Origin of the sequence: Tropicimonas isoalkanivorans (assembly GCF_900112335.1) — a bacterium.
GTDB classification, from domain to species: domain Bacteria; phylum Pseudomonadota; class Alphaproteobacteria; order Rhodobacterales; family Rhodobacteraceae; genus Tropicimonas; species Tropicimonas isoalkanivorans.
Genome location: NZ_FOLG01000001.1, coordinates 662,729 through 685,848, shown reverse-complemented (window position 1 = coordinate 685,848; position 23,120 = coordinate 662,729). Strand labels below are relative to the sequence as shown.

Genomic DNA, 23,120 nt, shown 5'->3' with positions numbered 1-23,120 from the left:
ACCATGCGGCAGGACCCTGAGGCGATCACCGATCTCGCCGCCCCGGAGTGGATGTCGGAGGACGCCGCCGAGGAATGGGACCGGGTGATGCCGATCCTTGCCGAGCGGCGCATTCTTACGGTCGCGGACCTCGGAAGCCTGGAGAACTACTGCATGGCAATGGGCACGGTTCGGGAGATGGACCGGCACCTTCAAGACTACGGGCACGTGATCGACGTGGACGGGGTGATGAAGCGCAACCCCGCCGTTGGCATCCAGTCCGACGCGATGACCCGCGCGCGCCTTCTCGCGGCCGAACTTGGCCTCACACCTGTGTCGCGCTCGCGGCCGGCAATCCGGGATGACGACGATGATGATTCCCTCCTGGATTGAGGACGAGACCGAAATCCCCGATCCTCTCGGCTACGGGCAGCGCGCGGTGGACTGGCTCCGCAGGCTCAAGCACCCGAAAAACCCGGCGCCGGGGCATCCGTTTCAACTGGACCCATGGGCGGAAAGGACCATTCGCCGGATCTACGGCCCGCGCCACGAGGACGGCCGGCGGATCGTGCGGCGCGTCGTGCTGCTGCTGCCGCGGGGCAACAGAAAGACCAGTCTGTGCGCCGCGATCACGCTGCTGCACCTGGCCGGTCCCGAGCGGGAACCGGGCGGGCTGATCGTCTCGGCGGCCTCTGCGCACGAACAGGCGCTGGAGCTGTTCAACGAAGCCGCCCTGATCGTCGACCATGACCGGCGGCTAGCGAAGCATCTGTCCGTGCGGGAGTACGTGAGCCGGATCTCCTATCCCAAGCAGCGCACCCGCTACATCGCCGTGGCGTCTGACGGGAAGGTGCAGCACGGCAAGACGCCAAACGTTGTCATTGCCGACGAGCTCCACGCCTGGGAGGGCCGGCCGGGGTTGCGCCAGTGGGAGGCGTTGGACTCCGCACTGGTGAAGGTTCCGGGAACGCTGATGATCGTCGCCAGTACGTCGGGGCGCGGGCAGGAAAACCTTGCGTGGAAGACGGTCGAATACGCGATCAACGTGCAGAAGGGCGAGATAGACGATCCAGCCACGCTGCCTGTCATCTTCATGGCGGAGGCCGAAGACGACTGGACCGACGAAGCGCTCTGGTTCGCCGTGAACCCGGGCTTAAAGCACGGCTATCCCGACATTGCAGGCTTTCGAGACAAGGCGCGCAAGGCGGAACACAGCCCTTTCGAACGGGACAGCTTCCGGCAATTCAACCTGAACCAGTGGCTCGATGCCTCCACCAGTCCGTTCGTGGAGATGCACGTCTATGACCAGGGTGCGCACCCCGTCGACCTCGAAGAACTGGACATGGTGCAGGCGCCGTGCTGGCTCGGCGTCGATTTGTCCAAGAACGAAGACCTCACCTGCGTTGTCGCCTGCTGGGAGAACGGCGAGGACGGCTACCAGGTGCACCCGTGGTTCTTCTGCCCGGAGGACAACCTGCGCGCCCGCGGCGAACGTCACGGCGTCGATTACGTGTCCTGGGCGGAGGACGGCTACATCATCCCCACGCCCGGCAACACGGTCGACCTGAGGGCCGTGGAGACGCATATCCGGGAGCTTTGCGCCCGGTTCAACGTTCGCGAAATCGCCTTTGATCCTACCTACGGGCGGAGCATGATGGCCGATCTCGACGACGACGGGCTTCCGGCGGTCGAGTTCCGGCAAGGGTGGGTGAGCATGGCGCCGGCGGTGAAGGAACTGGAGCGGGCCATTCTCGCGCGGCGGTTCAACCACGGCGGCCACCCCGTGCTGCGGTGGAACTTCGAAAATATCCAGCTTCACGTCGACCAGGCCGGAAACCGCAGTTTCCACAAGGGCAAGTCCGGCAACAAGATCGACGGGGCGGTTGCAACGGCTATGGCGGTCGCACGCTGCGCGGCCGGAGATGTCCAGTTCGTCACCGAGGCGAGCTGGTTCAACGACGACATGTACTTCGCATGAGGCTGACAGATGGCAGATGACAAGGAACGGCTGATCGTCCAGCTCGAAGCGCGGATCAACGAGTTCGAGAAGCGCATGAAGAAGGCAGAGCGCACGGGCACCCGGTCCTACACCCGCCTGCGCACAGGCTCCGGTTCGGCTACACGCGCGATGGAACGGGACATGTTGCGGTCGACGAGCGCGATCAACCGGGCGCTCGCCACCACATCCTCGAAGATCGGCGCCTTCGGTCGAACGATGGCAGCGGGCTTCGTCGCAGGAGCCGCGACGGCAGCGTTGGCGAAATTGTCGACTGACATTGCCGGGACCGTGAAGGGCATTGCGGAGATCGGCAACGAGGCCAAGCGGTCGGGCCTTTCGGCGCAAGCGTTTCAGGAATGGAGCTTCGTTGCCGAACAGAACCGGATTGGCGTCGACCAGCTTGTCGACGGATTCAAGGAACTGAACCTGCGCGCGGACGAGTTCATAGTGACCGGCGGCGGCCCGGCGGCGGAGGCGTTCCAGCGTCTGAGCCTTGGAGCGGACAGGCTCAAGCGGGGGCTGGAAGATCCCTCCGAACTCATGCTCGACATCATCGACCGGCTGGAGGGCATGGACCGCGCCGCGCAGATCCGCATTGCCGATGAAGTCTTCGGGGGCAGCGCGGGCGAACGCTTCGTGGAGTTGCTGGACCAGGGCGCCGAGGGCCTGAGGCGCACCATCACCCAAGCGCATCAAGTCGGCGCGGTCATGGACGACGCGATGATTGCCAAAGCCGACGAGCTGGACCGGAGGTTCAACGAGCTTTCCGTGACGGTCGGGAACTTCGGCAAGCGAGCGGCCGTCGCCTTCGCGGGTATCGCAACCGAGGCCACCGATCTGCGGGCAAAGCTGGACCGGCTGTTTCCGTCCGAGGCGCAAGGACGGGCCGTGCTGGGAGATGATTTCTACGACGTCCTCAATGCGAACCGGGACGTGGTGGACGAGGCCGCAACCGACATAACGGAGCTTCGCAAGCAGTTTGCCGGCCTTGGAGACGAGGCGAACCAGACGGCAGCGGCGCTGGAGCAATCCGCCAACCTCGCCCGCGCGTGGGGCTATGCGGATGTGGCTCAAACCCTGTCGGCGAGCGCCATGGAGATGCGTCGCCTTGCCGGTGAGTTCGCAGGTGGAACGATAGAGGCCGACGCCTTTGCCGAGGAACTTGGCGTGGTTCAGACCAACGCCCTGGGTGCCTTCGAGGCGCTGGACGAAGCCGACAAGGTGGACTTCAGCAATGCGATCGCGCAGGTGCAGGCACTCGGCAGCGTGATCGGTCAGGTTCTGACCGTGGCGGCGGCGCTTGGTAGTGCGATCCGGGAGGCTGCGGGTATGGGCGCATCCCTGCCTGTGGGGCCGCAGAATGGACGTGGACGCGGCATTCCCGTGGAGATCCGTCCGGGCGAGTTCGCTCCCGAATCCTCCATCCGTCCGCAACGACCGAGCGTCGATGCCAGCTTCGGGGTGCCCGATGCGCCCAAGTCTCGCGGCGGTGGTGGCAAGGGTGGCGGTGGTGGCCGTTCTCGTGCCGACGATTATGCGCGTGAGGCGGAGGCTATCCGGGACAAGACTGCGGCCCTGAATGCCGAGGCGGCAGCACTGGCGGCGGTCGCTGTGAGCGGCGGCAACTATGCGGCGGCTATCGACCTCGCCCGCACCAAGGCGGAGCTCCTCCACGCGGCGCAGAAGGCCGGGAAGGAGATCACTCCGGAGTTGGAAGCCGAGATCAACCGGCTCGCGCAAGCCTATGTGGAGGCCGGGACGTCGGCGGAGGAAGCGGCGGGAAAGCTGAATGAGATTGAAGCGGCCGCAGAACGCGGGGCGGGCGCGTTGTCGGACATTTTCATGGGTGTCATCGACGGCTCGAAGTCGGCGAAAGAGGCGGTCGGGGAACTCTTGATGGAGATTGCCCGCGTCCAGATGATGCAGGCGTTCCTCGGCGTGTCGGGGATGGGCGGCGGCAACAATCCTGTCGCGATGCTGGGCAAGATGCTGTCCTTCGACGGCGGCGGCTACACAGGCTCAGGCTCACGGACAGGGGGCCTGGACGGCAAGGGCGGGTTCCCCGCGATACTCCACCCACGGGAGACCGTGACGGACCACACGAAGGGCGGAGGCGGGGCGCAGGACATTCGCTTGTCGGTCGAGGTCGATATGGACGCGCAGGGACGCTGGCAGGGGTACGTGAGGGATGTATCGCGGTCTGAGGCCGACTCAGCGACGAGGGCGGGACTCCAGCACTATGACCGGCACGTTGCGCCGAAGACTGCCGCCCGCATCAGGAAAGACCCTCGGAGGGTTGGATGACCCCGGCGGGCCAGCGGCGGCTTACCCGGCTCATGGTGAAGGCCGTCAGGGACAGCGTGCGGGCCGGGAAGGCACCGAACTTGCCAGAGGCGGGGCGGGTGCTCTGGGGGGCCTTCATGGCCCTGCACAGGACACGCTCCTACGGCGGTCTGGGGCCGAATCCGATCACCTACCAGGAGATAGAGGCATGGTGCCGCCTCGCCCGGATGCCGCTGGAACCGCACCACGTCGAGATCCTGACCGAGATGGACCGGGAGTGGCTGGGCGGCGGGAAGGCAGACCCAGCGCCGAGGTCAGGCATCACCCCGGCGTTGTTCGATGCGGTGTTCGGGTGAAGGTGTAAGCGCTTACACAGTTCGTCATCGAAATCTCTACGCGCGTAGAAGTTTCAGTGCATTCCTTGAAACCGGGATGCGCATCCCGGATCCGCGACGCAGATTAGTCTTCCTGACCCTTTATGATCCTATCGTTTGCCAGTACTTGGGCGGCTGCCACAACCTTGTCCGTCGCTGCTCGCTTTGGAAATCTGGTACGGAGATCGGCGACGATTGAATCGGACAGGGCCTGAAATCTCGCGATATCCCGACTGTTAAAGCCTCCTTGTGGCTCCAACCGTTTTTCAATCATTGCGTTCAGGATTACGAGCACTTCGGTTAGTTGATCGAAGGCGTCTCTGGCTGGATACTTCTCTTCAAGGGTCGCCAATAATTCGGCGTTCATTGATCGATTATTAGACTCAGCAGCCTTCTTGATGCGCTCGCGCATTCCATCCGGCAGGCGGAGCATGAACTTATCCGAAAGCGTGCGATTTTCAGGCTCAGTCATGATGGCGTCCAATGGACACAATATCCCTCTTGACGCAATAGTGTCCTTTAGCCATATAGTGTCCTATGGACATCATCAGAGGCCCAGCCATGAATGACCGAAAACCGATGCAACTGCGCCTCCCAGCCGACCTGAAGGACTGGATCAAGGCGCAGGCTGAGAAGAACGGCAGCAGCCAGAACAGCGAAGTGATCCGTGCCGTGCGCGACCGTATGGCTCGGACGGAAGAACGGGCGACCACCTGAGTGAAAGGAATCAGAACGATGACTGACCAACGCGCCAGCGCGAACAACGCCGCTGTGTCTATTCGCACCCCTGCTGAAATTGCCTACCGGCTCAGCGACATGATCCGTGTCACCCGGTACGCCTTCACCAACGAGAACGAATGCCACCCGCTCAACGACCGGGGCATCGGCGGAATGCTGGAAGAAGCCGACGAAATGGCCGGCGAACTGATCGAGCGCATTCACCAGCTTGAAGCGAAGATCCCGACTTTCAGCGCGGAGGACGCGGCATGAGCGAGAACACCGAAGCCCCCCGTCCCGTTGCCGATTGGGAGAACCGCGAAGTGCGGGGTGACGTGATAGTCACCAAGTCGCTCTACGACCACCGCGCGGCGAAGGTCGCGAAGCTGAGGCAGCGTCAGGAAGCCTATGAGGCCAGTCTGCCGAAGAAGAAAGGGGCGGCGCTGCGCGAGATCGCGGACCTCATGGGCGGCCTGGTGGGCGATCTTGACGAAGAGGCCTACGCGGTTCACGCCACACTGGAACTGTTGGGCGCTATGGCGTCCGGTGAAGTCTTCACGGACGGCGCAGTTGACACTGATGTGCTCTATTGGCTCGTCTCTCGGGCGCGGGAGGGACTTGCCGACATCGAGCGCAAGACCCGCAGGGCCAAGGACATCGCCGCTCAGTTCTCACCCCTGCATCAGCCCTACAAGGCTTAGCGCCACATTTTTACCCGCGGCCGAAGCGCCGCTTAACCAAGGAGAGGCCACTATGAACAACGAAACCCAATTCGCGGTAGGCGATACAGTGCGGCTCCGCTCCGGCGGCCCGCTGATGACCATCGAGAAGATCAAGCAGTACACGGACGGGGACGGAGCCATATGCGTTTGGTTCGACGGCCTGCGCCGCGTCGCGGACGAGTTCAAAGTTGCCACGCTGAAGTCTGACGCATTCTGACGCCAATGCCTCTTGTCGACACCCAGAACCTGTGATACTTCTGGGGAAAGGCAAGAGGTATAACTGCGAGGCAGAGATGAACGACTTCCCCAAGACCACCAAATTCAAGGCCGCTACGGCGCTCGCCTGCAAGATTGCTGGCGTAAATTCGGATCGCTTCAATGAGGCGGTCCACGCCGGGCACTACCCGTGTGCCCCAGCGACGAGCCCCGGCCGAGCGCGCCGGTTCGACGTAAATGACATCATCGCTCTGCGCTTGTACCAGCAAGACATTGAAAGCGGCCTGTCGCCTTCGAAGGCGGGGCACAAGGCTTGCGAGATCCGGGCTTTCCTGCTGCAGCACCCTGACGCCGATCAGGTCTACATCGTCACTCCCGCATTGGGCTCGCCTTACTACCTTCCTGATTTCGACACGACGCAGCGGCACGCCACATTTGCTGGTTCGCCATCTCCGGAGATCATCCGGGTTGAAGTTTTGAACTTTCACTATCTGCGGGGCCGCATCGTTCACGAGATCGACGACGAAGCGATGACCGTGGGACGGGACTGACCGGAGGACGCCAGGTACACATGACCGCTAGCCGCCAGACCGTCGCCAAGAACACCGCAGCAGCCCTCATGCGAGAGGCGCGGGCGGCGGGCTGGGCGCGAGCCAGGTTTGAGATAAAGCCGGATGGCAGCGTGATAGTGGATGCGGGCATGGTTGATCAGGACAGCGACGACAACTTCTTGGCTAGCGACTTGAGGATGGGCAAATGACCAAGAAGGCTTTGCCGAAGTACGTCTATGAGGATCGGGGCTATATCCGGTTCATCCGCCGGTCGCGCGGTCAATCTGTGATGATGAAGGGAGAACCGGGCACCGATGCCTTCTGGGATGAATACCGACTACTCCTGAAAGGCCGCGAACCTGTCCCGACCACGCGCAACTTCGAGGCGCTGATTCTCAGCTACTATGAAAGCGATGCGTTCAAGAAATTGAAGCCGCGCACCAAGTCCGATTACCGAAAATACATTGGCCATATCCGAGCGATCTGGGGCACGAAAGACCCTGCCAAGATCGAGCCGCACCACGTCTATGAACTGCACCGTGCCAATGCTGAGCACTGGCGGCAAGCGAATTATCTAGTGCAAGTCATGGTGGTACTAATGAACCATGCGCGGCTGATCGGCTTCCTCAGGAAAGAGCACGGCAACCCGGCCAAAGGCATTCCGCTGTTCAAACAGGAAAGCGAAGGCTGGGAGCCGTGGCCAGATGATGTGCGGGCCGAGTTTGAGAAGATCGCCACGCCGCGCGCGCGGCTGGTCTATGAACTCTGCCTTGGCACCGGGCAGCGGATTGGCGACGTACTTAATATCCGCTGGGGGCATCTCAAGGACGGGGCCTACGACTTCACTCAGGGCAAGACCGGCAAGCCGCTGTGGATACCGCTGACGGATCGCCTCAAAGTGTATCTGGCGACGGTCGACAAGAAGGGCCTGACAGTCATCACGGACGCGAGCGGCCGACCCGTGCGCTACCGGACGGTGGCCGACGAGATGCGCAAGGTGAAGGCGCAGATGAACCACGCGAACGCGGCGAAGTACGTCACCCACGGGCTGCGGAAGAACGCGACCATCGAACTCTATCTGGCCGGATGCGACGACGAGATGGTGAAGGCCGTCACGGGCCATTCCGGCGTGGAGATGCTGAAGAAGTACGGAGGGCAGGTCAGGCAGAAGGTGTTGGCAGCGCGGGCGCAAGAGGCCCGGAATCGAATGGAACAGAACAAGCCCGGAACGTGAATGTTTCAACGGGTGTTTCAAAACACTGTCGAAAGAACGAGCAGAATGACGCAAGTACTTGAAAGTATTGGAGGCGAGTACCGGAATCGAACCGGTGTACACGGATTTGCAATCCGCTGCGTCACCACTCCGCCAACTCGCCCAAGTGGTGCCGCTTGTTAGGTTCTGCGCGGTGCGTAGTCAACCGTGGAATCGGGGGCCGTTTCGGGCTCGGTGGAGGGGCGGTTCGTCTGCAAAGGGGACGGTTCTGGAAACGAATCATCGACCGTTGCAGCCGGCGAAAATGTCCATCCCAGGGTCGGGTGTTACGGCCTGCTGGCTGCCGTTAATACACATTAATTTTTTGCCGTGGTTCAGATGCAACAGGTCGGGATAAATTTTCAGCCCCTGTCGTTTTCTGGATCTTCGCCAAATTTATGTCATTTTTGCCAATGCGCGAATCGCCCTGTATCGGGTATCCAAGTGCCTATAATCTAACCAAAGTCTGACTCTCGTTGATCGGGTGGCGACAATTCGCTGAAAATCCGGAAGATCAAACTTGACGAACTTTACTCACCGGTACCCCTCAGTTAACCACGAAATGAGTGCCAGTTTACCGTTCGGTTCATTCGCCCAGAATTTCAATCAGCAACTGTCGGGGAGTTTCATGCGAGAATACGCTGTCGCTCTGACTGTGCCCGCCATTTTTCAAGGGCCCGCTCAACATTCGTATAGCAAGGACGACACCAGCGTCACCCACTGGTCTCTCCGTTTCAAAGTCTACAAACTGGTGTTCGACAAGGGGCTGGCCCTGATGGGGGTCGCGCTGACAGGGATGGTGGCGCTCGCGCTGCTTGTCCTGAACCCGTTCTTCAATCCCGGGCCGCTGTTCTTCCGGCAGGATCGTCTCGGCAAGAACAAGGCCTCTTTCTCCATCTGGAAGTTCCGCACGATGATTCCCGAGGCCAGCGGTCGCGATCGCTCCGCGACGTGTCAGCTGGAAGTGAACCGCATCACGCCGCTCGGTCGTGCGCTGCGGAAGTACCGGATCGACGAGCTGCCGAACTTCATCAATGTTCTTACGGGGGACATGAGCGTGATCGGCCCCCGTCCGGACAGCGCGCGCCACGCCGCGCATTACCTAACGGCCATCGACCATTACGATTATCGGTTTAAGGTAAAGCCCGGCATCACGGGGCTGGCGCAGATCGAAAGCGGTTACGCCGAAGGCGTCGAGGCGACGTCGATCAAGGCGCACTACGATCAGATCTATGTGGAAACGTCGTCCGGGCGTCTGGATGTCTACATCGCGTTGCGCACAGTCCAGGTGATGCTGACCGGATTCGGCGCCCGCTAAGAGCGGCTCCGCCGGGGCATTCACGGAAATAACTCGATCAGAAGGGAGCGCGCGAGCGCTCCTTTTTTCGTTCATGCGGGCGGCACGTGTCCCCGCCGGCTGGAGGGAGGCGCGGGCTTTGCCGACGAAGAGAGCCCCGTGGCTCCGCCGCTGCCGTTCTGCCCTGGGAGGGGCTCACGAGGCCTTGAGAGGGACTTTGCCGATGGCCGGCGTATTTGGCGGATTGTCGCCAGAAATACGCCGACGGGCGATGCGTGTATGCATCACATGGTTGTTCGCGGCGCTTCCCCGGCGTTAACAGTTTCGGGCTTCTGGCTATCAAGGACGAGCAACGTAGATCGGAGCGCCATCAGGACGAATGCGGCAAACATATTCGAATAGCTGCAAACGGGTGCTCCGGTTTTAAAAAGAATGTCGAAAGCGCGAAGGAAATCGGTCAGATGAATCGAGAATTTGAACGCTCGGATAAAAGAGATATTTCAGGCGGCACTCCCAATTTTCGGACATTCAATTCAGGAATGATCTCCACGTCTGATTTTCAGTCTTCCCCAGCCAACGCAAAGCCCGCACGGTCCGTGCTGGAGCGTGTCCTCCTGCCCATGCTGGTCGCTGCGACCGCGTTCCTGGGCGTGTTGCTCTGCCTGGCGACCTATGAGTTTGGAACGAACACCAACGCCGTTCCGTTCGCGATCGGTAACTGGGTCACCGCGATTGCGGCGTGTATCCTCATCATTCTCGGTGTGCTGGCGATCTTCTCGGACAGCAGCGCGTCCTGATGGAGAGCGGCGGCCCCGGGTAGGCGGGTCCGCCTTTCGGGTCGGGCGGCGGTGGCACGCTACGCCCGTCAGCGGCCGGTCACGCCGTAGGCGATCAAGCCCACATACTCTTTTGCGGCGAGGTTCAGGTCGCTGAGGGTGCCCGCAATATTCCACCCCAGGCCCCGTGCGCCCCGCGTGCGGAAATCCGCGGGCCATGGGGTCAGGTTCGTCCAGCCGGCGCGCTCGAACGTGCGCATGGAGCGGGGCATGTGAAATGCCGATGTCACCAGCACCCACCGCTCGCCCGGGTCGGGGGCGGCGAGCGCGAAACTCATTGAGGCGTTCTCCGCCGTGTTTCGCGAGGCGTTCTCGATTTTCAATCGCTCCGGGTCCAACCCGAGGTCGGTGAAGAACAACTTGGCGGATCTCGCATGGACGCCGGTGACTTTGCCTGCGTCGGACAGTGCGCCGCTTCCGCCGGTGTAAAGGACGGTTGCGTCAGGGAAGCGGCGGGCGAGTCGCATCGCCTCGATGTATCGCTCACCGCCTTCGTTCACCTGAGGTTGGCCGAAAGCGGGCGGACGTTCGCCGCCACCCAGAACGAGGATGCCGTCAACGCGGTCAAGTTGGGGGGAGGCCGGATATGCCGTTTCGAGGGGAATAAGCGCCCAGCGGCCGACCGGGAAAACGCCAATGCCCACCATGAGCAGAACGGACAGGGTCGACCAAAAGCGTGCGGCGGACATGCGCTTTCGCCAGGTGAAATAGCAGGCGAGCGCGATCACGAGGACCAGCAGCGTTTCGGGCTTCATAAGACCCCAGATGATCTTGGAAGCTATGAAGAACGCTGTTTGCATATGGGATCCCGGGAGACGGGCAGGGAGGTGATCTCGTCTCGGTCAGACCGCCGCCCGCACTCGGAGCGGCGGTAAGGCCGCAGGAACTCCGGCCGTTTGCCACAGTCGCAAGCGCGGTGGACCTGGCGCTAGTTCGTGCCGGTCGTCGATCCGGTCGACCCCGTCGCGCCGGAACCGCCATTCCCGCCGGAGGCAAACGCGCCGAGCAGGGCCAACGCCCCGCCGGCCAGGACGCCCGCAGCCCCGGCGCCGTTCGAGCCCAGAATAAAGGCGCCAGCCTCGCCTTCGCATTCGACCGCGATCCGGCGTTGCTCCACGAAATAGGCCTTTTCAATGCGCCGACCTTCGCACGCGTCCTCACGGGCCGCGATCGAATAGGCCAGCGGGTCGTTTTGCTGTGCCAGGGACGGCGTGGCAGCCAATGCCATTGCCGCCAGGCAGAAGATCCGAACGCTCCCGACAGGGATATTCATGAGATGTCCTCGCGCTGCTCTTGCGTTTGTTAACCATTAGCAGAAGAGCGGCACGTGACAATGTTCGGGAATTTTTGTGGCGTGGTGGCCAGCTTAGTGTGACAGACGGGCATCGTAAGCCCCGCCGCCGGCAATGGCCGGAGGGTCCATGGGCATGGAGAGCCGGGCCGAGGGCCTAGTTCGTTCCCGTGGTCGAGTTTGTGGAGCCGGTCGAGCCCGTGGACCCCGTGCTGCCGGTGGAGTTCGAGAACAGGCCGGCGAGACGGGTGATGCCGTTCCGCTTCACCCGCAATTGTCCGGGCGGGGTTTCCGGCATCGAGGTGACTGCCGCCACCGCCGCCGGACTGACCGGCGCCTGGCCGGTGCTCCGTGTGGATTGGGCGAACGCGGCGGACGAGGCGGCCGCGAGGCCGAGGGAAAGAGCGATCGTCATCGTCGTGAAGCGTGTCATGATTGCCACCTAAATCTATTAATCGAAAACTTCGTCGTACTTTCTTCTTACGTAGCATGGCTGACGGTGGGGACCAAACCGGCAGCCCCGATTGGGGACGGAATAGGAGAGCTTCGGCCGACAACGCCCAGCTCTTGAGCGCCCGCCATAATGGTTAATGCGTGTTCTGCGCGTGTCTGAACCAAGGCAGCCGGCAGGTGCTCCTAGGTGAGTAATCGCAGGGAAGCCTGCACCCCCGATCATGAAATGGTCACGAATCGGCTGTCCGACGGCTGGGCCTTCGGCGAAATCGCGAGGCGGTTCACGGAGCCTGAAAATGCGGGGTAGGGGGCCGTGGGGTGCTTCGGTGTGCTCTGGTAATGGCGGACCGCTTGTTCAGATGGTCGGTGATGGGAACGGGAGCCCAGCCGTACGCGGCAGGGGAAATCGGGCGTTTTTCCCGTGTTGGGGCGGCAAATGGCGAGGGGAGGAAAAAGGGGGAAATGGCTGCTTGACGCGGCTCGAACCTCAGCCTAGAACGCCGCTCACGCCGCGCGGTGCAGTGCACATGCGGCGGGCAGTGAGCGGTTGTAGCTCAGTTGGTTAGAGTGCCGGCCTGTCACGCCGGAGGTCGCGGGTTCGAGCCCCGTCAACCGCGCCACCGCTGCCAGACCCGGCCCGGGTCGCCCCTTGGGGCCATGGGCATTCCCGCTTGATGGCGGATTTCGACCAGGCCTTCGGGCCATGCGCGGTTGTAGCTCAGTTGGTTAGAGTGCCGGCCTGTCACGCCGGAGGTCGCGGGTTCGAGCCCCGTCAACCGCGCCACTTCTTCTCCATCGCAGTTTTTGAATGGCGAGCGTCGACGGGCGATGGCTCGCTCGCGCATCAGACCATGTGCGGCCTGCCGTTCATTTTCGGATCGCGACGGATACGCCGACCGTTGGCGGAGGGACCGAAGTGCGGCTGCGTGGCGGGCGGGTCCGGGAACCGAACCCGCCGCGCCGGAGGGATCAGGCGGAGAGGGCCGCCAGCACCCGCGCCCAGCTGCGGATGCCCTTGTGGAAGCTCTCGACGTCGTACTTCTCGTTCGGCGAGTGGATCGCGTCGTCGTCTTTCGCGAAGCCGATCAACATCGCGTCCATGTCGAGGATGTCTTTGAAGTAGCCGGCGATCGGGATCGAGCCGCCCATGCCGACCAGAACGGCCTCCCGGTTCCACTCGTCGGTCAGCGCCTGGCGGGCGGCTTCGAACTCCGGCCGGTCGGTGTTCATGACGGCCGCAGGGGCGCCGTCGAGATCGCCGTCCCATGTCACCTTGGCGTCGGGCGACAGCTGCGCCGCGACATGCGCGCGGATCTTCTGGCGCAGTTTGTCCGGGTCCATGTCGCCGACCAGTCGGCAGGTGATCTTGCAATGCGCCTGGCTCGGAATCACCGTCTTGCTGCCGGGGCCCATGTAGCCGCCCCAGAGCCCGTTCACCTCAAGCGTCGGCCGCGACCACTGCTGCTCCAGCGTGGAATAGCCCGCCTCCCCGTGGGACTGGGTGAAGCCGACGCTCTCCAGATAGGTCCGCTCGTCGAAGCCGCTGTTTTCCCACTGCCGCTTCAGCTCGTCGGAAATCTCGTCGACACCTTCGTAGAAGCCCTCGACCGCGACCCGGCCATCGGCATCGTGGAACGAGGCGACGATCCGGGCGATCTCCTTCAGTGGGTTGAGCGCCGGGCCGCCGTAATGGCCAGAGTGCAGGTCGATGCGGGGGCCGGTGATGGTGAACTCGTCCTTCAGCATTCCCCGGAGCTGCGAGGCGATGGACGGCACACCGGGGGAGACCATGGAAGTGTCGCAGATCAGCGCGATGTCGGCGGTCAGGTCCGCGGCGTGCTCCTTCATGAACGGAATCAGCGAGGGGGAGCCGGACTCTTCCTCCCCCTCGAAGAAAAAGGTGATCTGCGCTGGCAAGGAGCCGTGCACGGCCTTCCACGCCCGGCAGGCCTCCACGAAGGTCATGAGCTGGCCCTTGTCATCCGACGCGCCGCGGCCGCGGATAACCTTTCCGTGTGTGGTCTCCTGCATCTCCGGCTCGAAGGGCGGGGTCTTCCATTGGTCCAGCGGGTCCACCGGTTGCACGTCGTAGTGTCCGTAGAATAGCAGATGCGGCCCGGCATCCTGCCCATGCCCCACCACCATCGGATGCCCGGTCGTCGGGCGCGGCGCGGCGTCGATGCCCAAGGATTTCAGGTCTTCGGCCAGCCAGTCCGCCGTGCGTGCACAATCCTCCGCATGAGCGGGATCGGTGGAGATCGAGGGGATGCGCAGGAGCGTCATCAGCCGGTCGAGCGCGGCGGGCAGTTCGGCGTCGATCCGGTCGAGGACGGGGTCAAGGCGGGCGTCGGTCATGTAGGGCTCCTGTCTGAATGCGGCGCGACCCTATCACTGGCGGGGCGGCTGTCCAGTGGGGGTGGCCCCGGCCGCGCGCGAGGTTTAAGTTGTGCCCGGAACCAAGGGAGAGATTGCAGAAATGCGCATCGCAGCAATGATCGCCGCGGCGGCCCTGGCGCTAGGTGCCGCGGCCCCGCAGGCCTCCGCCCAACCCGTGGACGGCAAGACCGCAAAGCGGATGCTGTTCAGCACACGCGGGGCCGAGGCCCAGTTGGCGAACGTCGATTTCATGGACGACGCGGTGGCCAAGGCGTTGCGTGCAGTGGCGGACCAGATCCCGTACTACGGCGCAATCGCAGTCTCCCCCGGGGAGCCGGCGAGCTCCAACCTGATGTCGACAATGGCCAACTACCATTCGGTCGAGGCGGCCTCCGCCGCGGCGTTGGCCAACTGCAATTCGCGGCGCACCTCCGGTAAGCCCTGCGTGGTGATCGCTGTCATCACGCCGAAAAAGTACAAGCCGCAGCCGCTCACGATGTCGGTGCAGGCGACGCAGGCGTTCAACGGCGACTACAGGAAGATGAAGGCCCCGAAAGGTATGGCAATTTCGGAGCAGGCGGGTGTATTCGGCTTCGACCGGGGCGATGGCGGACGGGCCCTTGCGCGGTGCAGTGCGGCGGCGGCCGAACGGGGTGCGTCGGACTGCCGACTTGTTATAACCGATCAATGAGTGCATAAAACATATTCAAGAAACGCCAGGTGAGCGACAATTTGCGTCACATCAAGGCAGCGGTTCGCAGTTTATGTGAACCATTACGAACAGAACGCGCGAACTAACCGAGGTTTTACAGGTGACCCACACAGCCCGCTACGCCGCCGCCGTCGAGAGCGCGATTGACAAGCTCCACCAGGAAGGGCGCTACCGCACCTTCATCGACATCGAGCGGCACCGCGGGCAGTTTCCCCGCGCGCTGTGGCGCAAGCCCGACGGGTCCACGAAGGAAATCGTCGTCTGGTGCGGCAACGACTATCTTGGCATGGGCCAACATCCGGTGGTGCTCGCCGCGATGCACGAGGCGCTGGAAGCGACGGGCGCGGGGTCGGGCGGCACGCGCAACATTTCCGGCACCACGGTCTATCACAAGCGGCTGGAAGCGGAACTCGCGGACCTGCACCGGAAGGAGGCCGCGCTGGTCTTCACCTCGGCCTATATTGCCAATGACGCGACATTGTCGACGCTTCCGAAACTGTTGCCCGGACTCATCATCTATTCGGACGAATTGAACCACGCCTCCATGATCGAGGGTATTCGCCGTAACGGTGGGGCGAAGCGGATTTTCCGGCACAATGACGTCGCGCACCTGCGCGAACTGCTGGAGGCGGACGACCCGGCCGCGCCCAAGCTCATCGCCTTCGAATCGATCTATTCGATGGACGGCGACTTCGGCCCGATCGAAGCGATCTGCGATCTCGCCGTTGAATTCGACGCGCTGACCTACATCGACGAGGTGCACGCCGTCGGCATGTATGGCCCCCGCGGCGCCGGCGTGGCCGAGCGGGACGGCCTGATGGGGCGGATCGACATCATCAACGGCACGCTGGCCAAGGCCTATGGCGTCATGGGCGGATATATCGCGTCCAGCGCAAAAATGTGTGATGCGATACGGTCTTACGCGCCGGGCTTCATCTTTACTACCTCGCTGCCGCCGGCAGTTGCGGCTGGAGCGGCGGCCTCCGTCAGGCACCTGAAGACGGACCAGGAGCGGCGGGACAAACAACAGCTCCACGCGCGGATTCTGAAGACCCGCCTAAAGGCGATGGGCCTTCCGATCATCGACCACGGCAGCCATATCGTGCCTGTGATCGTGGGCGATCCGGTGCACTGTAAGCAAATTTCGGACATGCTGCTGGAAGATTTCAGCATCTACGTGCAGCCGATCAACTTCCCGACGGTTCCCCGCGGAACCGAGCGGCTGCGCTTTACGCCGTCGCCGGTACACGACCCAAAGATGCTCGACGGTCTTATCCGGGCGATGGACAATCTGTGGTCTCATTGCGCATTGAACCGCGCAGAGTTGTCCGCCTGATCTTTCTGCCTGTGCAGGACTTCCGAGGCTATGTTAATCTCGCCTCAAGGATAGGTGATTTACCGAATCACCTGTCCCAAGGGGACAACGTTTGGCACAAACGGGGACGGGCAGATGATTGGGCGCCGAGAGCAGCCCAAGGCGGATGAGGCGCAGGCTCCGCAAAGGGGCTTCGACGACTATGATCTTCGTCTTGGCGATGTCATGCGTGGCGAGCGGGCGACGATGGGAAAGTCGTTGCTCGACGTTCAGCGTGAATTGAAGATCAAGGCCTCCTTCATCGCCGCTATCGAGAATGCCGACGCCTCCGCATTCGAGACGCCCGGTTTCGTTGCCGGCTATGTCCGATCCTATTCCCGGTACTTGGGGCTGGACCCGGAGTGGGCGTTCGAGACGTTTTGTCGTGAGGCGAATTTCGTTTCCGCCTCCACAAAGGACAAGCTCGCCGCGCCACCGAGTTCAGCCAAACCCGTCTACCGCAAGAACCCCACTGCGAAGCCCGAAGGCTACAACCCTTTCAAGGATCCGCGCGTTTCCTTCGCGCCCAAGTCCGCCAGTCCGCTGGCGCAGGTGGAGCCGCGTGCCATCGGCTCCACGCTGGTCCTGCTCGCGCTGATCGGTGCCGTGGGTTACGGCGGTTGGTCGGTGTTGCAGGAAGTGCAGCGGGTGCAGGTTACCCCGGTGGATCGCGCCCCCCTGGCCGTCGCCGCAATTGACCCGCTGGCGAGCGCAGAAAAGCCGGAGGAGGAGAACGAGCCCGAGATCGCCGGAATGGCGCCTTCGGCTGCGGATTCCCTCGACCGGCTCTATCGCCCGCAGGCGCTGGATGTGCCGGTGATGGTGGCCCGCGATGGCCCGATTGCCGCGCTCGACCCGCAGACCGTGGGTGCTTTGGCGGGTCCGTTGCCGTTCCGCGAGCCGCTGCCGGTGGATCACACCTTCCTTGCTGCCCTGCATGAGCAGGGGGAAACGCTCAATGCCGACGGCACGGCGCTTGCCTCCGCCGACGCGGCGGCTGGCGCCAATACGCCGAAGGTGACGGAAGATGTGCCCGAGGTCATGCTTGTCGCCGTGCGTCCGGCCTGGGTCCGGGTGCGGTCTGGCGACGGCTCGATCCTGCTGGAGAAGATCCTGAACCCCGGCGACACCTATGTCGTGCCCCAGACCGAACAGCCGCCGACGCTGCGGACGGGAGCGGCCGGGGCCGTCTATTTCGCGGTGAACGGCGAGACGTATGGGCCGGCGGGCCCCCAGGGGGCGGTGGTCGACAAGATCGCGCTGAACCCTGCTGGACTGACCGAGACCTTCGCGATGGCCGATGTCAATTCCGACGAAGATGCGCGCAAGGCGGTCGAAGTTGCCCAGGCGGCGATCTTCCCCGAACCGGAGCCCGAGGCGGCCGCGGAGCCCACGCAGGAGTGATGCCCCGGTCGGCTGACCGGAGGGTTCCTTTCCCACAGACCGTTGCTCCCGCCGTGCGGGAACTCTAAGTAGGGCTCGAGGATCACCCTTCGGAGGTCAGCGATGTCGATCAACCACGTGCGCCCCTGGCGGAACATCTACCGCCGCGAAAGCCGCCAGATCTCGGTCGGGTCGGTGAAGGTGGGGGGCGATGCGCCGATTTCCGTCCAGACCATGACGAATACTATCACCACCGACGTCGCCGCGACTGTCGCGCAGGTGCAGGCGGCGGCGGACGCGGGGGCGGACATCGTGCGCGTCTCCACGCCGGACGAGGCCAGCGCGCGGGCGTTGAAGGAGATCGTCGCGGAGAGCCCGGTGCCGATCGTGGCGGACATCCATTTCCATTACAAACGCGCCATCGAGGCCGCCGAGAGCGGCGCGGCCTGTCTTCGGATTAACCCCGGGAATATCGGCGACGAAAGCCGGGTGAAGGAAGTGATTGCGGCTGCGCGGGACCACGACTGTTCCATTCGGATCGGCGTGAACGCGGGCTCGCTGGAACGGCATTTGCTGGAGAAGTATGGAGAGCCGTGCCCGGACGCGATGGTCGAGAGTGGCATGGACCATATCCGCATCCTGCAAGACCACGACTTCCACGAGTTCAAGATCTCTGTGAAGGCGTCGGACGTGTTCATGGCCGCCGCGGCGTATCAACAGCTTGCGGAACAGACGGATGCGCCGATCCATCTCGGCATTACCGAGGCGGGCGGGCTGATGTCCGGCACGGTGAAATCGGCCATCGGGCTGGGCAACCTGTTGTGGATGGGCATTGGCGACACGCTTCGCGTCAGCCTCTCGGCCGATCCGGTCGAGGAGGTCCGCGTGGGCTACGAGATCCTGAAGTCGCTCGGCCTGCGTCACCGTGGAGTGAACATCATCTCGTGCCCATCCTGCGCGCGGCAGGGGTTCGACGTCATCAAGACGGTGGAAATCCTTGAAAAGCGGCTGGAACACGTGAAGACGCCGATGAGCCTCTCCATCATCGGCTGCGTTGTGAACGGGCCGGGCGAGGCGCTGATGACCGACGTCGGCTTCACCGGCGGCGGGGCCGGAAGCGGGATGGTCTACCTGGCAGGCAAACAAAGCCACAAGATGTCCAACGACCAGATGATCGACCACATCGTCGAACAGGTCGAAAAGCGGGCCGCGGAAATCGAGGCGCAGGAGGCGCTCGACGCGGCGGAGTGACCGCCGCGTGAATCGCCGGGAATGGAGCGGACAGGGCGACTGGCGCCCGTCCGCCTCAGTGACCCGAAAGGACCAGCGTCTGTATCGGCATCAGGAGCGCCTGAATGCGCAGGATCAGCGCATGGACCAGGCCGACCGTGTCGACCATGTGCAGGAACAGCCCGTTCCAGAAACCGTGCTCTTCATTGGCTAGAGCCTCGTGATTGTCGGTGTAGGCATTGGCAATGCACTTGCTGCCGCGCGGAATGCTGTCCGCGCTTCCGGCGAAGATCGGCTCCATCCTGACCTGCACGCTTCCCGGGCGCGCCCGGTCCTGCAGGTCTACCAGAACGTCGCTGGGGCGGAACTGGCCTGAGGGCAGGAAGTCCTGCACGGCGGTGATCCGCATGGGAACGATGGTAAACGGATTGGATATGCAGAGCACCTCCGTCACCATCCCCTCTTTCAGCACTTGCGCCGAGATCTGATGGAAGGCGGCCTGGAACGTGTCCTGTCCGACGTCGCGCGGAACCAAGATGCCCGCGGTGCGGATGGCCGGGTTGACCACGTCGCCGGGTTGCAGAGCGAACTGCTGCAACTCGCCATCGGTGCTGGCGTAGACGACCGATTGCGCCAGGTCGGTCTCCGCCTGTTTGAGCGCCGCCTTGGCACTGGCAAGCTGCGCGGGCAGGAGAGTCGACTTCTTGGTCTCGACCGCCTGGTAATTCGCCTGCGCTGCATCGACGCCGCCCTGCCGGGAATCGACGCGGTTCTGCAACCGCTCGGCCTCGCGCGCACGGGCGGCGGGGCTGTTGGAGGCAAGGAGTTGCAACTGGTCGTCGAGCTCGTCCTGCGCTTCCTTCAGAGCGAATTCCGCCTGGTTGACGGCACCGCGTGCGGCGGCCAGTTCGTCCTCGACCAGGGCGAATTGCGCCTCGATCTCCTCCACCCGGCGTTGCGCGGTTTCGACGGCCGCCTGCTGTTGGTCGTCTTCAAGGATGAAGATCCGGTCGCCTGCGGAAAGCATCGCACCATTCTCCGCATAGACTTCCTTCACCCGCCCGTTGCGCTCCGGAAGGATGGTGACGGTGCGGAAGAAGGAGGACACGTCCGTCGTGGAGGGGTGGTAGTAGAAGACCGTCGTTATCAGCAGGATCGTCAGGATCAGGCACCCGGTCAGGCCGTACCTGAGCTCGTACCACACCGTGAAGAGGTCGATTTCCTGCCCGATGCGCTTGCCTTGCGCATAACGGCGATAGAGGTAGTCCGGAAGGACGGTGAACGTCGCGCAGACCAGCAGTTCCAGCATGACCCTACACCTCCGCTCTGACGTCCGGGTCCGCCGGTGGGGCGGGTGGTGGAGCGGGCGCCACGGGGGCGGGGTCGTTCGCGCGCGACATCTTGCGCAGCGACACCGCGATAGACTTGAGCGGGCTCAGGAAGTCCGGCGGCGTGATCGCGGCGAGGAGCAGGGCCGCGATCCAGAAGGCGTTGTTATGGGTGAACAGCGCCACGAGTGCGAGGATTGCGACGATCTGGTACTGCCCGCGATGGCTGCCGTGCGCCATTTTCTCCGGCAGGGCGTGGAGCTTGAAGTAGAATACCCCGAGCGCGAAGACCGCGAGCACGAGGAAAATGGTCACCGCCACGAAGAGAACGTCCGTCTCTCCGGGCGGCGTGATATAGCTCGGCAGATGCATGGGGGCATCGCCGACGGAAGCGGCCGCGGTATCGCTCATCTGTCCCTTTTCCGTTCTCAGACGGTGTTTGGAACCGTCTTAAACGCGGCGGGGCGATCCGGCCAATATTAAATATCTTTGTCGGGGCAGCCGGCGTCAGCCGTCGGCTTCGCGCACCTGTTCGACAACGTGCTTCATGCCGTCATAGGGCAGGTAGCCGCGCAGGAGCTGGTCGCCCACGACGAACGTCGGGGTGCCGGAAATCTGCAGCCGCTGGGCGAGCGCGTGGTTCTCGGCGATGACGGCGTCGACTTCGGGAGCGCTCATCCCCGCCAGGATCTTGTCGCCGTCGAGGTCGAGATCCGCCGCGAGGCTACGAATACTTTCGTCGTTCACCTCGCCCCGCAGGGTGATGAGCGCGTCGTGCATCCGGCCATAGGCGTCGTCGCCGAAGGCATTCCGCGTCGCCAGGGCCACGCGGGTGGACAGGACCGACTGTTCGCCCAGAATGGGGAACTCCTTCAGGATCAGCCGGATTTCCCCGTCGTCCTCGATGAGCTGGTTCACCTCGGGATAGGCCTTGCGGCAGTAGCCGCACCGGTAGTCCACGAACTCGACGATGGTCACGTCGCCCTCGGGGTTGCCGCCGACCCAGTCCGTTTCGACGTCGAACAGATCTGCCGCGTTTGCCTGCACGAGCGCCACGTCGTTGTCGGCCTGCGCCTCCTGGTTGCGCTGCTCCAGAACGGAGATCGCCTCCATCAGCACTTCCGGGTTCTCCAGCAGGTAGGTCCGCACCTCGGCGCGGAACGCTTCGCGCTCGCTGTCGGTCAAGTTGGTCATGTCCAGGGCGGCGGCCGGCAGGGCGACACCGAATGCCAGGGCGGCAGCAAGGGGCAGGGTCTTCATCAGCGCGAATTCCTTCTGTCGTGGGTCTTGGCGGTGGCGAAGCCGCGGGCAACTGGCCTTTGAAGCGCGTTTGGCACGAACCTTCGTGTCCTGCAACAGGGCTGAGGCAAAGGAGCGTTGGGCGGGCGCGGCATCCCGCGCAAACCGACGGGCCGGGTGCGCACCGTCATGGTTGGGCCGCATCGCTCGGTGGTCGTGTGTCCGAGTTCCCTGTGCCATTGAAGCTCCTGCCCCGGCTGCGTTATGCCCCGCGGGGCAGTTGCGGGCAGTAAAGGAGAAAGCGATGCGGGCATCAAGGCGCGGCGAGGTCGATCCCTTTATCGTGATGGACGTGATGGAAGCCGCCCGCCAGGCGGAGGCTGCCGGCCGCCGGGTGATCCACATGGAGGTCGGCCAGCCCGGCACGCCCGCGCCAGCCGCCGCCCGCGCTGCGCTTGCCCGGGCGATGGAGACGGACGCGCTTGGCTACACCGTTGCGCTCGGGCTGCCGGCGCTTCGCCAGCGCATCGCGCGGCTCTACCGCGACTGGTACGGGCTCGATCTCAACCCGGAGCGGGTGATCGTGACCCCCGGATCGTCCGGCGCCTTCATTCTGGCCTTCACCGCGCTCTTCGAGGCGGGCGATCGGGTCGGGCTGGGCGAGCCGGGCTACCCGTCCTACCGCCAGATCCTGAAGGCGCTGAGCCTGCAACCCGTGGGCCTGCAGACCGCTCTCGAGAATCGGTTGCAACCCGTCCCGGAGGATGTGCCGAACGACCTCGCCGGGCTGATCGTCGCCTCCCCGGCGAACCCGTCGGGCACGATGCTGAGCCGGGACGCCCTCGCGGCGCTGATCGAGAGGGCGGCGGAGATCGGCGCGGCCTTCGTCTCCGACGAGATCTACCACGGCATACAGTACGACGGCCGGCCGGTGAGTGCCCTGGAACTCAGCGATAACGTCTGCGTCATCAACTCGTTCTCGAAGTACTTCTCCATGACCGGTTGGCGCGTGGGATGGATGGTCGTGCCGGAGGCGGAGGTGCGCCGCTACGAACGCCTGGCGCAGAACCTGTTCATCTGCCCGCCCAACGCCAGCCAGGTCGCCGCACTGGCCGCGCTCGACTGCGAGGACGAGTTGCAGGCCAACCTTGCCGTCTATGCGGAGAACCGGCGCCAGATGCTGGAGGGCCTTCCGCGCGCCGGTTTCGACCGGATCGCACCGCCGGACGGAGCTTTTTATGTCTATGCAGATGTCTCCGGGCTGACAGCGGACAGCCTCGCCTTCAGCCGGGAGATTCTCGATCAGGCCGGGGTCGCGGTCACGCCGGGGCTGGACTTCGATCCGCGGCGGGGGCAGGGCACGCTCCGCTTTTCCTACGCGCGGGCGACGGCGGATATTGCCGAAGGGCTGGAGCGGCTCGCGGCCTTCATGGCGCGGCGGTAGGGCCCGACCCGGGCACTCGTACCAATTGCTCCATCGGGCCGCAGCGGGTATGCTGGCGGTAACGATAACGGAAAAATACTCCGG

General features: G+C 63.6%; 26 protein-coding genes and 3 tRNA genes. 20 read left to right on the top strand and 9 right to left on the bottom strand.

Going from position 1 to position 23,120, the window contains the following annotated elements; all coding sequences use genetic code 11:
* The first annotated feature begins 3 nt into the window (after positions 1-3).
* The 4 genes from BM075_RS03170 to BM075_RS03155 are packed head-to-tail and all read left to right on the top strand — an operon-like array spanning position 4 to position 4,617.
* Positions 4-372, top strand: coding sequence for a phage terminase small subunit P27 family (locus BM075_RS03170; protein ID WP_342741228.1), 369 nt, complete (start codon positions 4-6; stop codon positions 370-372).
* Positions 350-1,957 carry a terminase large subunit gene (locus BM075_RS03165; protein ID WP_093359193.1) on the top strand — a complete coding sequence of 536 codons (1,608 nt, stop codon included), beginning with the start codon at positions 350-352 and terminating at the stop codon, positions 1,955-1,957. The genes BM075_RS03170 and BM075_RS03165 overlap by 23 nt, the downstream gene beginning before the upstream one ends.
* 9 nt (positions 1,958-1,966) lie before the next feature.
* Positions 1,967-4,282, top strand: coding sequence for a phage tail tape measure protein (locus BM075_RS03160; RefSeq protein WP_093359192.1), 2,316 nt, complete (start codon positions 1,967-1,969; stop codon positions 4,280-4,282).
* The gene (locus BM075_RS03155; protein ID WP_093359191.1) at positions 4,279-4,617 is read left to right on the top strand and encodes a phage tail assembly chaperone; all 339 of its coding nucleotides are present in this window, start codon (positions 4,279-4,281) and stop codon (positions 4,615-4,617) included. Before BM075_RS03160 ends, BM075_RS03155 begins: the two co-directional genes overlap by 4 nt.
* Positions 4,618-4,720: 103 nt before the next feature.
* Here BM075_RS03155 and BM075_RS03150 read toward each other — a convergent pair whose 3' ends face one another.
* The gene (locus tag BM075_RS03150; protein ID WP_093359409.1) at positions 4,721-5,107 is read right to left on the bottom strand and encodes an Arc family DNA-binding protein; all 387 of its coding nucleotides are present in this window, start codon (positions 5,105-5,107) and stop codon (positions 4,721-4,723) included.
* 89 nt (positions 5,108-5,196) lie between these two features.
* On the opposite strand from BM075_RS03150, the gene BM075_RS03145 reads away from it, so the two are divergent.
* The 7 genes from BM075_RS03145 (at position 5,197) to BM075_RS03115 (ending at position 8,075) form a co-directional block, all read left to right on the top strand.
* Positions 5,197-5,352, top strand: coding sequence for an Arc family DNA-binding protein (locus BM075_RS03145; protein WP_093359190.1), 156 nt, complete (start codon positions 5,197-5,199; stop codon positions 5,350-5,352).
* Positions 5,353-5,370: 18 nt separating this feature from the next.
* Entirely contained in the window at positions 5,371-5,625 is a 255-nt protein-coding gene (locus BM075_RS03140; RefSeq protein WP_093359189.1) for a hypothetical protein, read from the top strand.
* On the top strand, positions 5,622-6,053 hold the full coding sequence (locus tag BM075_RS03135; protein ID WP_093359188.1) for a hypothetical protein: 432 nt from the start codon (positions 5,622-5,624) through the stop codon (positions 6,051-6,053). Before BM075_RS03140 ends, BM075_RS03135 begins: the two co-directional genes overlap by 4 nt.
* A gap of 52 nt (positions 6,054-6,105) precedes the next feature.
* On the top strand, positions 6,106-6,291 hold the full coding sequence (locus BM075_RS03130) for a YodC family protein (protein WP_093359187.1): 186 nt from the start codon (positions 6,106-6,108) through the stop codon (positions 6,289-6,291).
* A 76-nt stretch (positions 6,292-6,367) separates the two neighbouring features.
* The gene (locus tag BM075_RS03125) at positions 6,368-6,841 is read left to right on the top strand and encodes a MerR family transcriptional regulator (protein WP_093359186.1); all 474 of its coding nucleotides are present in this window, start codon (positions 6,368-6,370) and stop codon (positions 6,839-6,841) included.
* Positions 6,842-6,861: 20 nt separating this feature from the next.
* Positions 6,862-7,050, top strand: a complete 189-nt coding sequence (locus BM075_RS03120; protein ID WP_093359185.1) for a hypothetical protein — start codon at positions 6,862-6,864, stop codon at positions 7,048-7,050.
* Positions 7,047-8,075: a site-specific integrase gene (locus BM075_RS03115; protein WP_093359184.1), complete on the top strand. Its 1,029-nt coding sequence runs from the start codon at positions 7,047-7,049 to the stop codon at positions 8,073-8,075. Before BM075_RS03120 ends, BM075_RS03115 begins: the two co-directional genes overlap by 4 nt.
* 68 nt (positions 8,076-8,143) lie before the next feature.
* Here BM075_RS03115 and BM075_RS03110 read toward each other — a convergent pair.
* Positions 8,144-8,217 (bottom strand) — tRNA-Cys (locus BM075_RS03110).
* A 396-nt stretch (positions 8,218-8,613) separates the two neighbouring features.
* Here BM075_RS03110 and BM075_RS03105 point away from each other — a divergent pair.
* Positions 8,614-9,411 carry a sugar transferase gene (locus tag BM075_RS03105; protein ID WP_143089806.1) on the top strand — a complete coding sequence of 266 codons (798 nt, stop codon included), beginning with the start codon at positions 8,614-8,616 and terminating at the stop codon, positions 9,409-9,411.
* A gap of 254 nt (positions 9,412-9,665) precedes the next feature.
* Positions 9,666-10,187 (top strand): hypothetical protein, encoded by a 522-nt coding sequence (locus BM075_RS24085; protein ID WP_143089805.1) that lies wholly within the window; start codon positions 9,666-9,668, stop codon positions 10,185-10,187.
* 68 nt (positions 10,188-10,255) lie between these two features.
* Here the strand turns inward: BM075_RS24085 and BM075_RS03095 are convergent, their stop codons facing one another.
* The 3 genes from BM075_RS03095 to BM075_RS24075 all read right to left on the bottom strand — a co-directional run bounded on the left by BM075_RS03095 (position 10,256) and on the right by BM075_RS24075 (position 11,950).
* Entirely contained in the window at positions 10,256-11,026 is a 771-nt protein-coding gene (locus BM075_RS03095; protein ID WP_093359181.1) for a YdcF family protein, read from the bottom strand.
* Between the two features lie 128 nt (positions 11,027-11,154).
* Positions 11,155-11,499, bottom strand: a complete 345-nt coding sequence (locus BM075_RS24345; RefSeq protein ID WP_093359180.1) for a hypothetical protein — start codon at positions 11,497-11,499, stop codon at positions 11,155-11,157.
* 175 nt (positions 11,500-11,674) lie between these two features.
* Complete coding sequence (locus BM075_RS24075) at positions 11,675-11,950, bottom strand: hypothetical protein (protein ID WP_143089804.1); 276 nt, start codon at positions 11,948-11,950, stop codon at positions 11,675-11,677.
* Between the two features lie 563 nt (positions 11,951-12,513).
* On the opposite strand from BM075_RS24075, the gene BM075_RS03080 reads away from it, so the two are divergent.
* A tRNA-Asp gene (locus tag BM075_RS03080) sits at positions 12,514-12,590 on the top strand.
* An 87-nt stretch (positions 12,591-12,677) separates the two neighbouring features.
* Positions 12,678-12,754 (top strand) — tRNA-Asp (locus BM075_RS03075).
* A gap of 185 nt (positions 12,755-12,939) precedes the next feature.
* On the opposite strand, the gene BM075_RS03070 is transcribed toward BM075_RS03075, so the two are convergent.
* Positions 12,940-14,325, bottom strand: a complete 1,386-nt coding sequence (locus BM075_RS03070) for a dipeptidase (RefSeq protein ID WP_093359178.1) — start codon at positions 14,323-14,325, stop codon at positions 12,940-12,942.
* A 121-nt stretch (positions 14,326-14,446) separates the two neighbouring features.
* Between BM075_RS03070 and BM075_RS03065 the strand changes: the two genes are divergently transcribed.
* From BM075_RS03065 to ispG, 4 genes are all read left to right on the top strand, one after another.
* On the top strand, positions 14,447-15,037 hold the full coding sequence (locus BM075_RS03065) for a hypothetical protein (RefSeq protein ID WP_093359177.1): 591 nt from the start codon (positions 14,447-14,449) through the stop codon (positions 15,035-15,037).
* 121 nt (positions 15,038-15,158) lie between these two features.
* On the top strand, positions 15,159-16,394 hold the full coding sequence (hemA, locus tag BM075_RS03060; protein ID WP_093359176.1) for a 5-aminolevulinate synthase: 1,236 nt from the start codon (positions 15,159-15,161) through the stop codon (positions 16,392-16,394).
* A 114-nt stretch (positions 16,395-16,508) separates the two neighbouring features.
* Complete coding sequence (locus BM075_RS03055; RefSeq protein ID WP_093359175.1) at positions 16,509-17,816, top strand: helix-turn-helix domain-containing protein; 1,308 nt, start codon at positions 16,509-16,511, stop codon at positions 17,814-17,816.
* A 102-nt stretch (positions 17,817-17,918) separates the two neighbouring features.
* Positions 17,919-19,046 (top strand): flavodoxin-dependent (E)-4-hydroxy-3-methylbut-2-enyl-diphosphate synthase, encoded by a 1,128-nt coding sequence (gene ispG / locus BM075_RS03050; RefSeq protein ID WP_093359174.1) that lies wholly within the window; start codon positions 17,919-17,921, stop codon positions 19,044-19,046.
* Between the two features lie 55 nt (positions 19,047-19,101).
* On the opposite strand, the gene BM075_RS03045 is transcribed toward ispG, so the two are convergent.
* The 3 genes from BM075_RS03045 to BM075_RS03035 all read right to left on the bottom strand — a co-directional run bounded on the left by BM075_RS03045 (position 19,102) and on the right by BM075_RS03035 (position 21,613).
* The gene (locus BM075_RS03045; protein WP_093359173.1) at positions 19,102-20,334 is read right to left on the bottom strand and encodes an HlyD family secretion protein; all 1,233 of its coding nucleotides are present in this window, start codon (positions 20,332-20,334) and stop codon (positions 19,102-19,104) included.
* 4 nt (positions 20,335-20,338) lie between these two features.
* Positions 20,339-20,764 (bottom strand): hypothetical protein, encoded by a 426-nt coding sequence (locus tag BM075_RS03040; protein ID WP_245758726.1) that lies wholly within the window; start codon positions 20,762-20,764, stop codon positions 20,339-20,341.
* 96 nt (positions 20,765-20,860) lie between these two features.
* Entirely contained in the window at positions 20,861-21,613 is a 753-nt protein-coding gene (locus tag BM075_RS03035) for a DsbA family protein (RefSeq protein ID WP_093359407.1), read from the bottom strand.
* 283 nt (positions 21,614-21,896) lie between these two features.
* On the opposite strand from BM075_RS03035, the gene BM075_RS03030 reads away from it, so the two are divergent.
* Positions 21,897-23,036 carry a pyridoxal phosphate-dependent aminotransferase gene (locus BM075_RS03030; protein WP_093359172.1) on the top strand — a complete coding sequence of 380 codons (1,140 nt, stop codon included), beginning with the start codon at positions 21,897-21,899 and terminating at the stop codon, positions 23,034-23,036.
* Positions 23,037-23,120 lie beyond the last annotated feature (84 nt).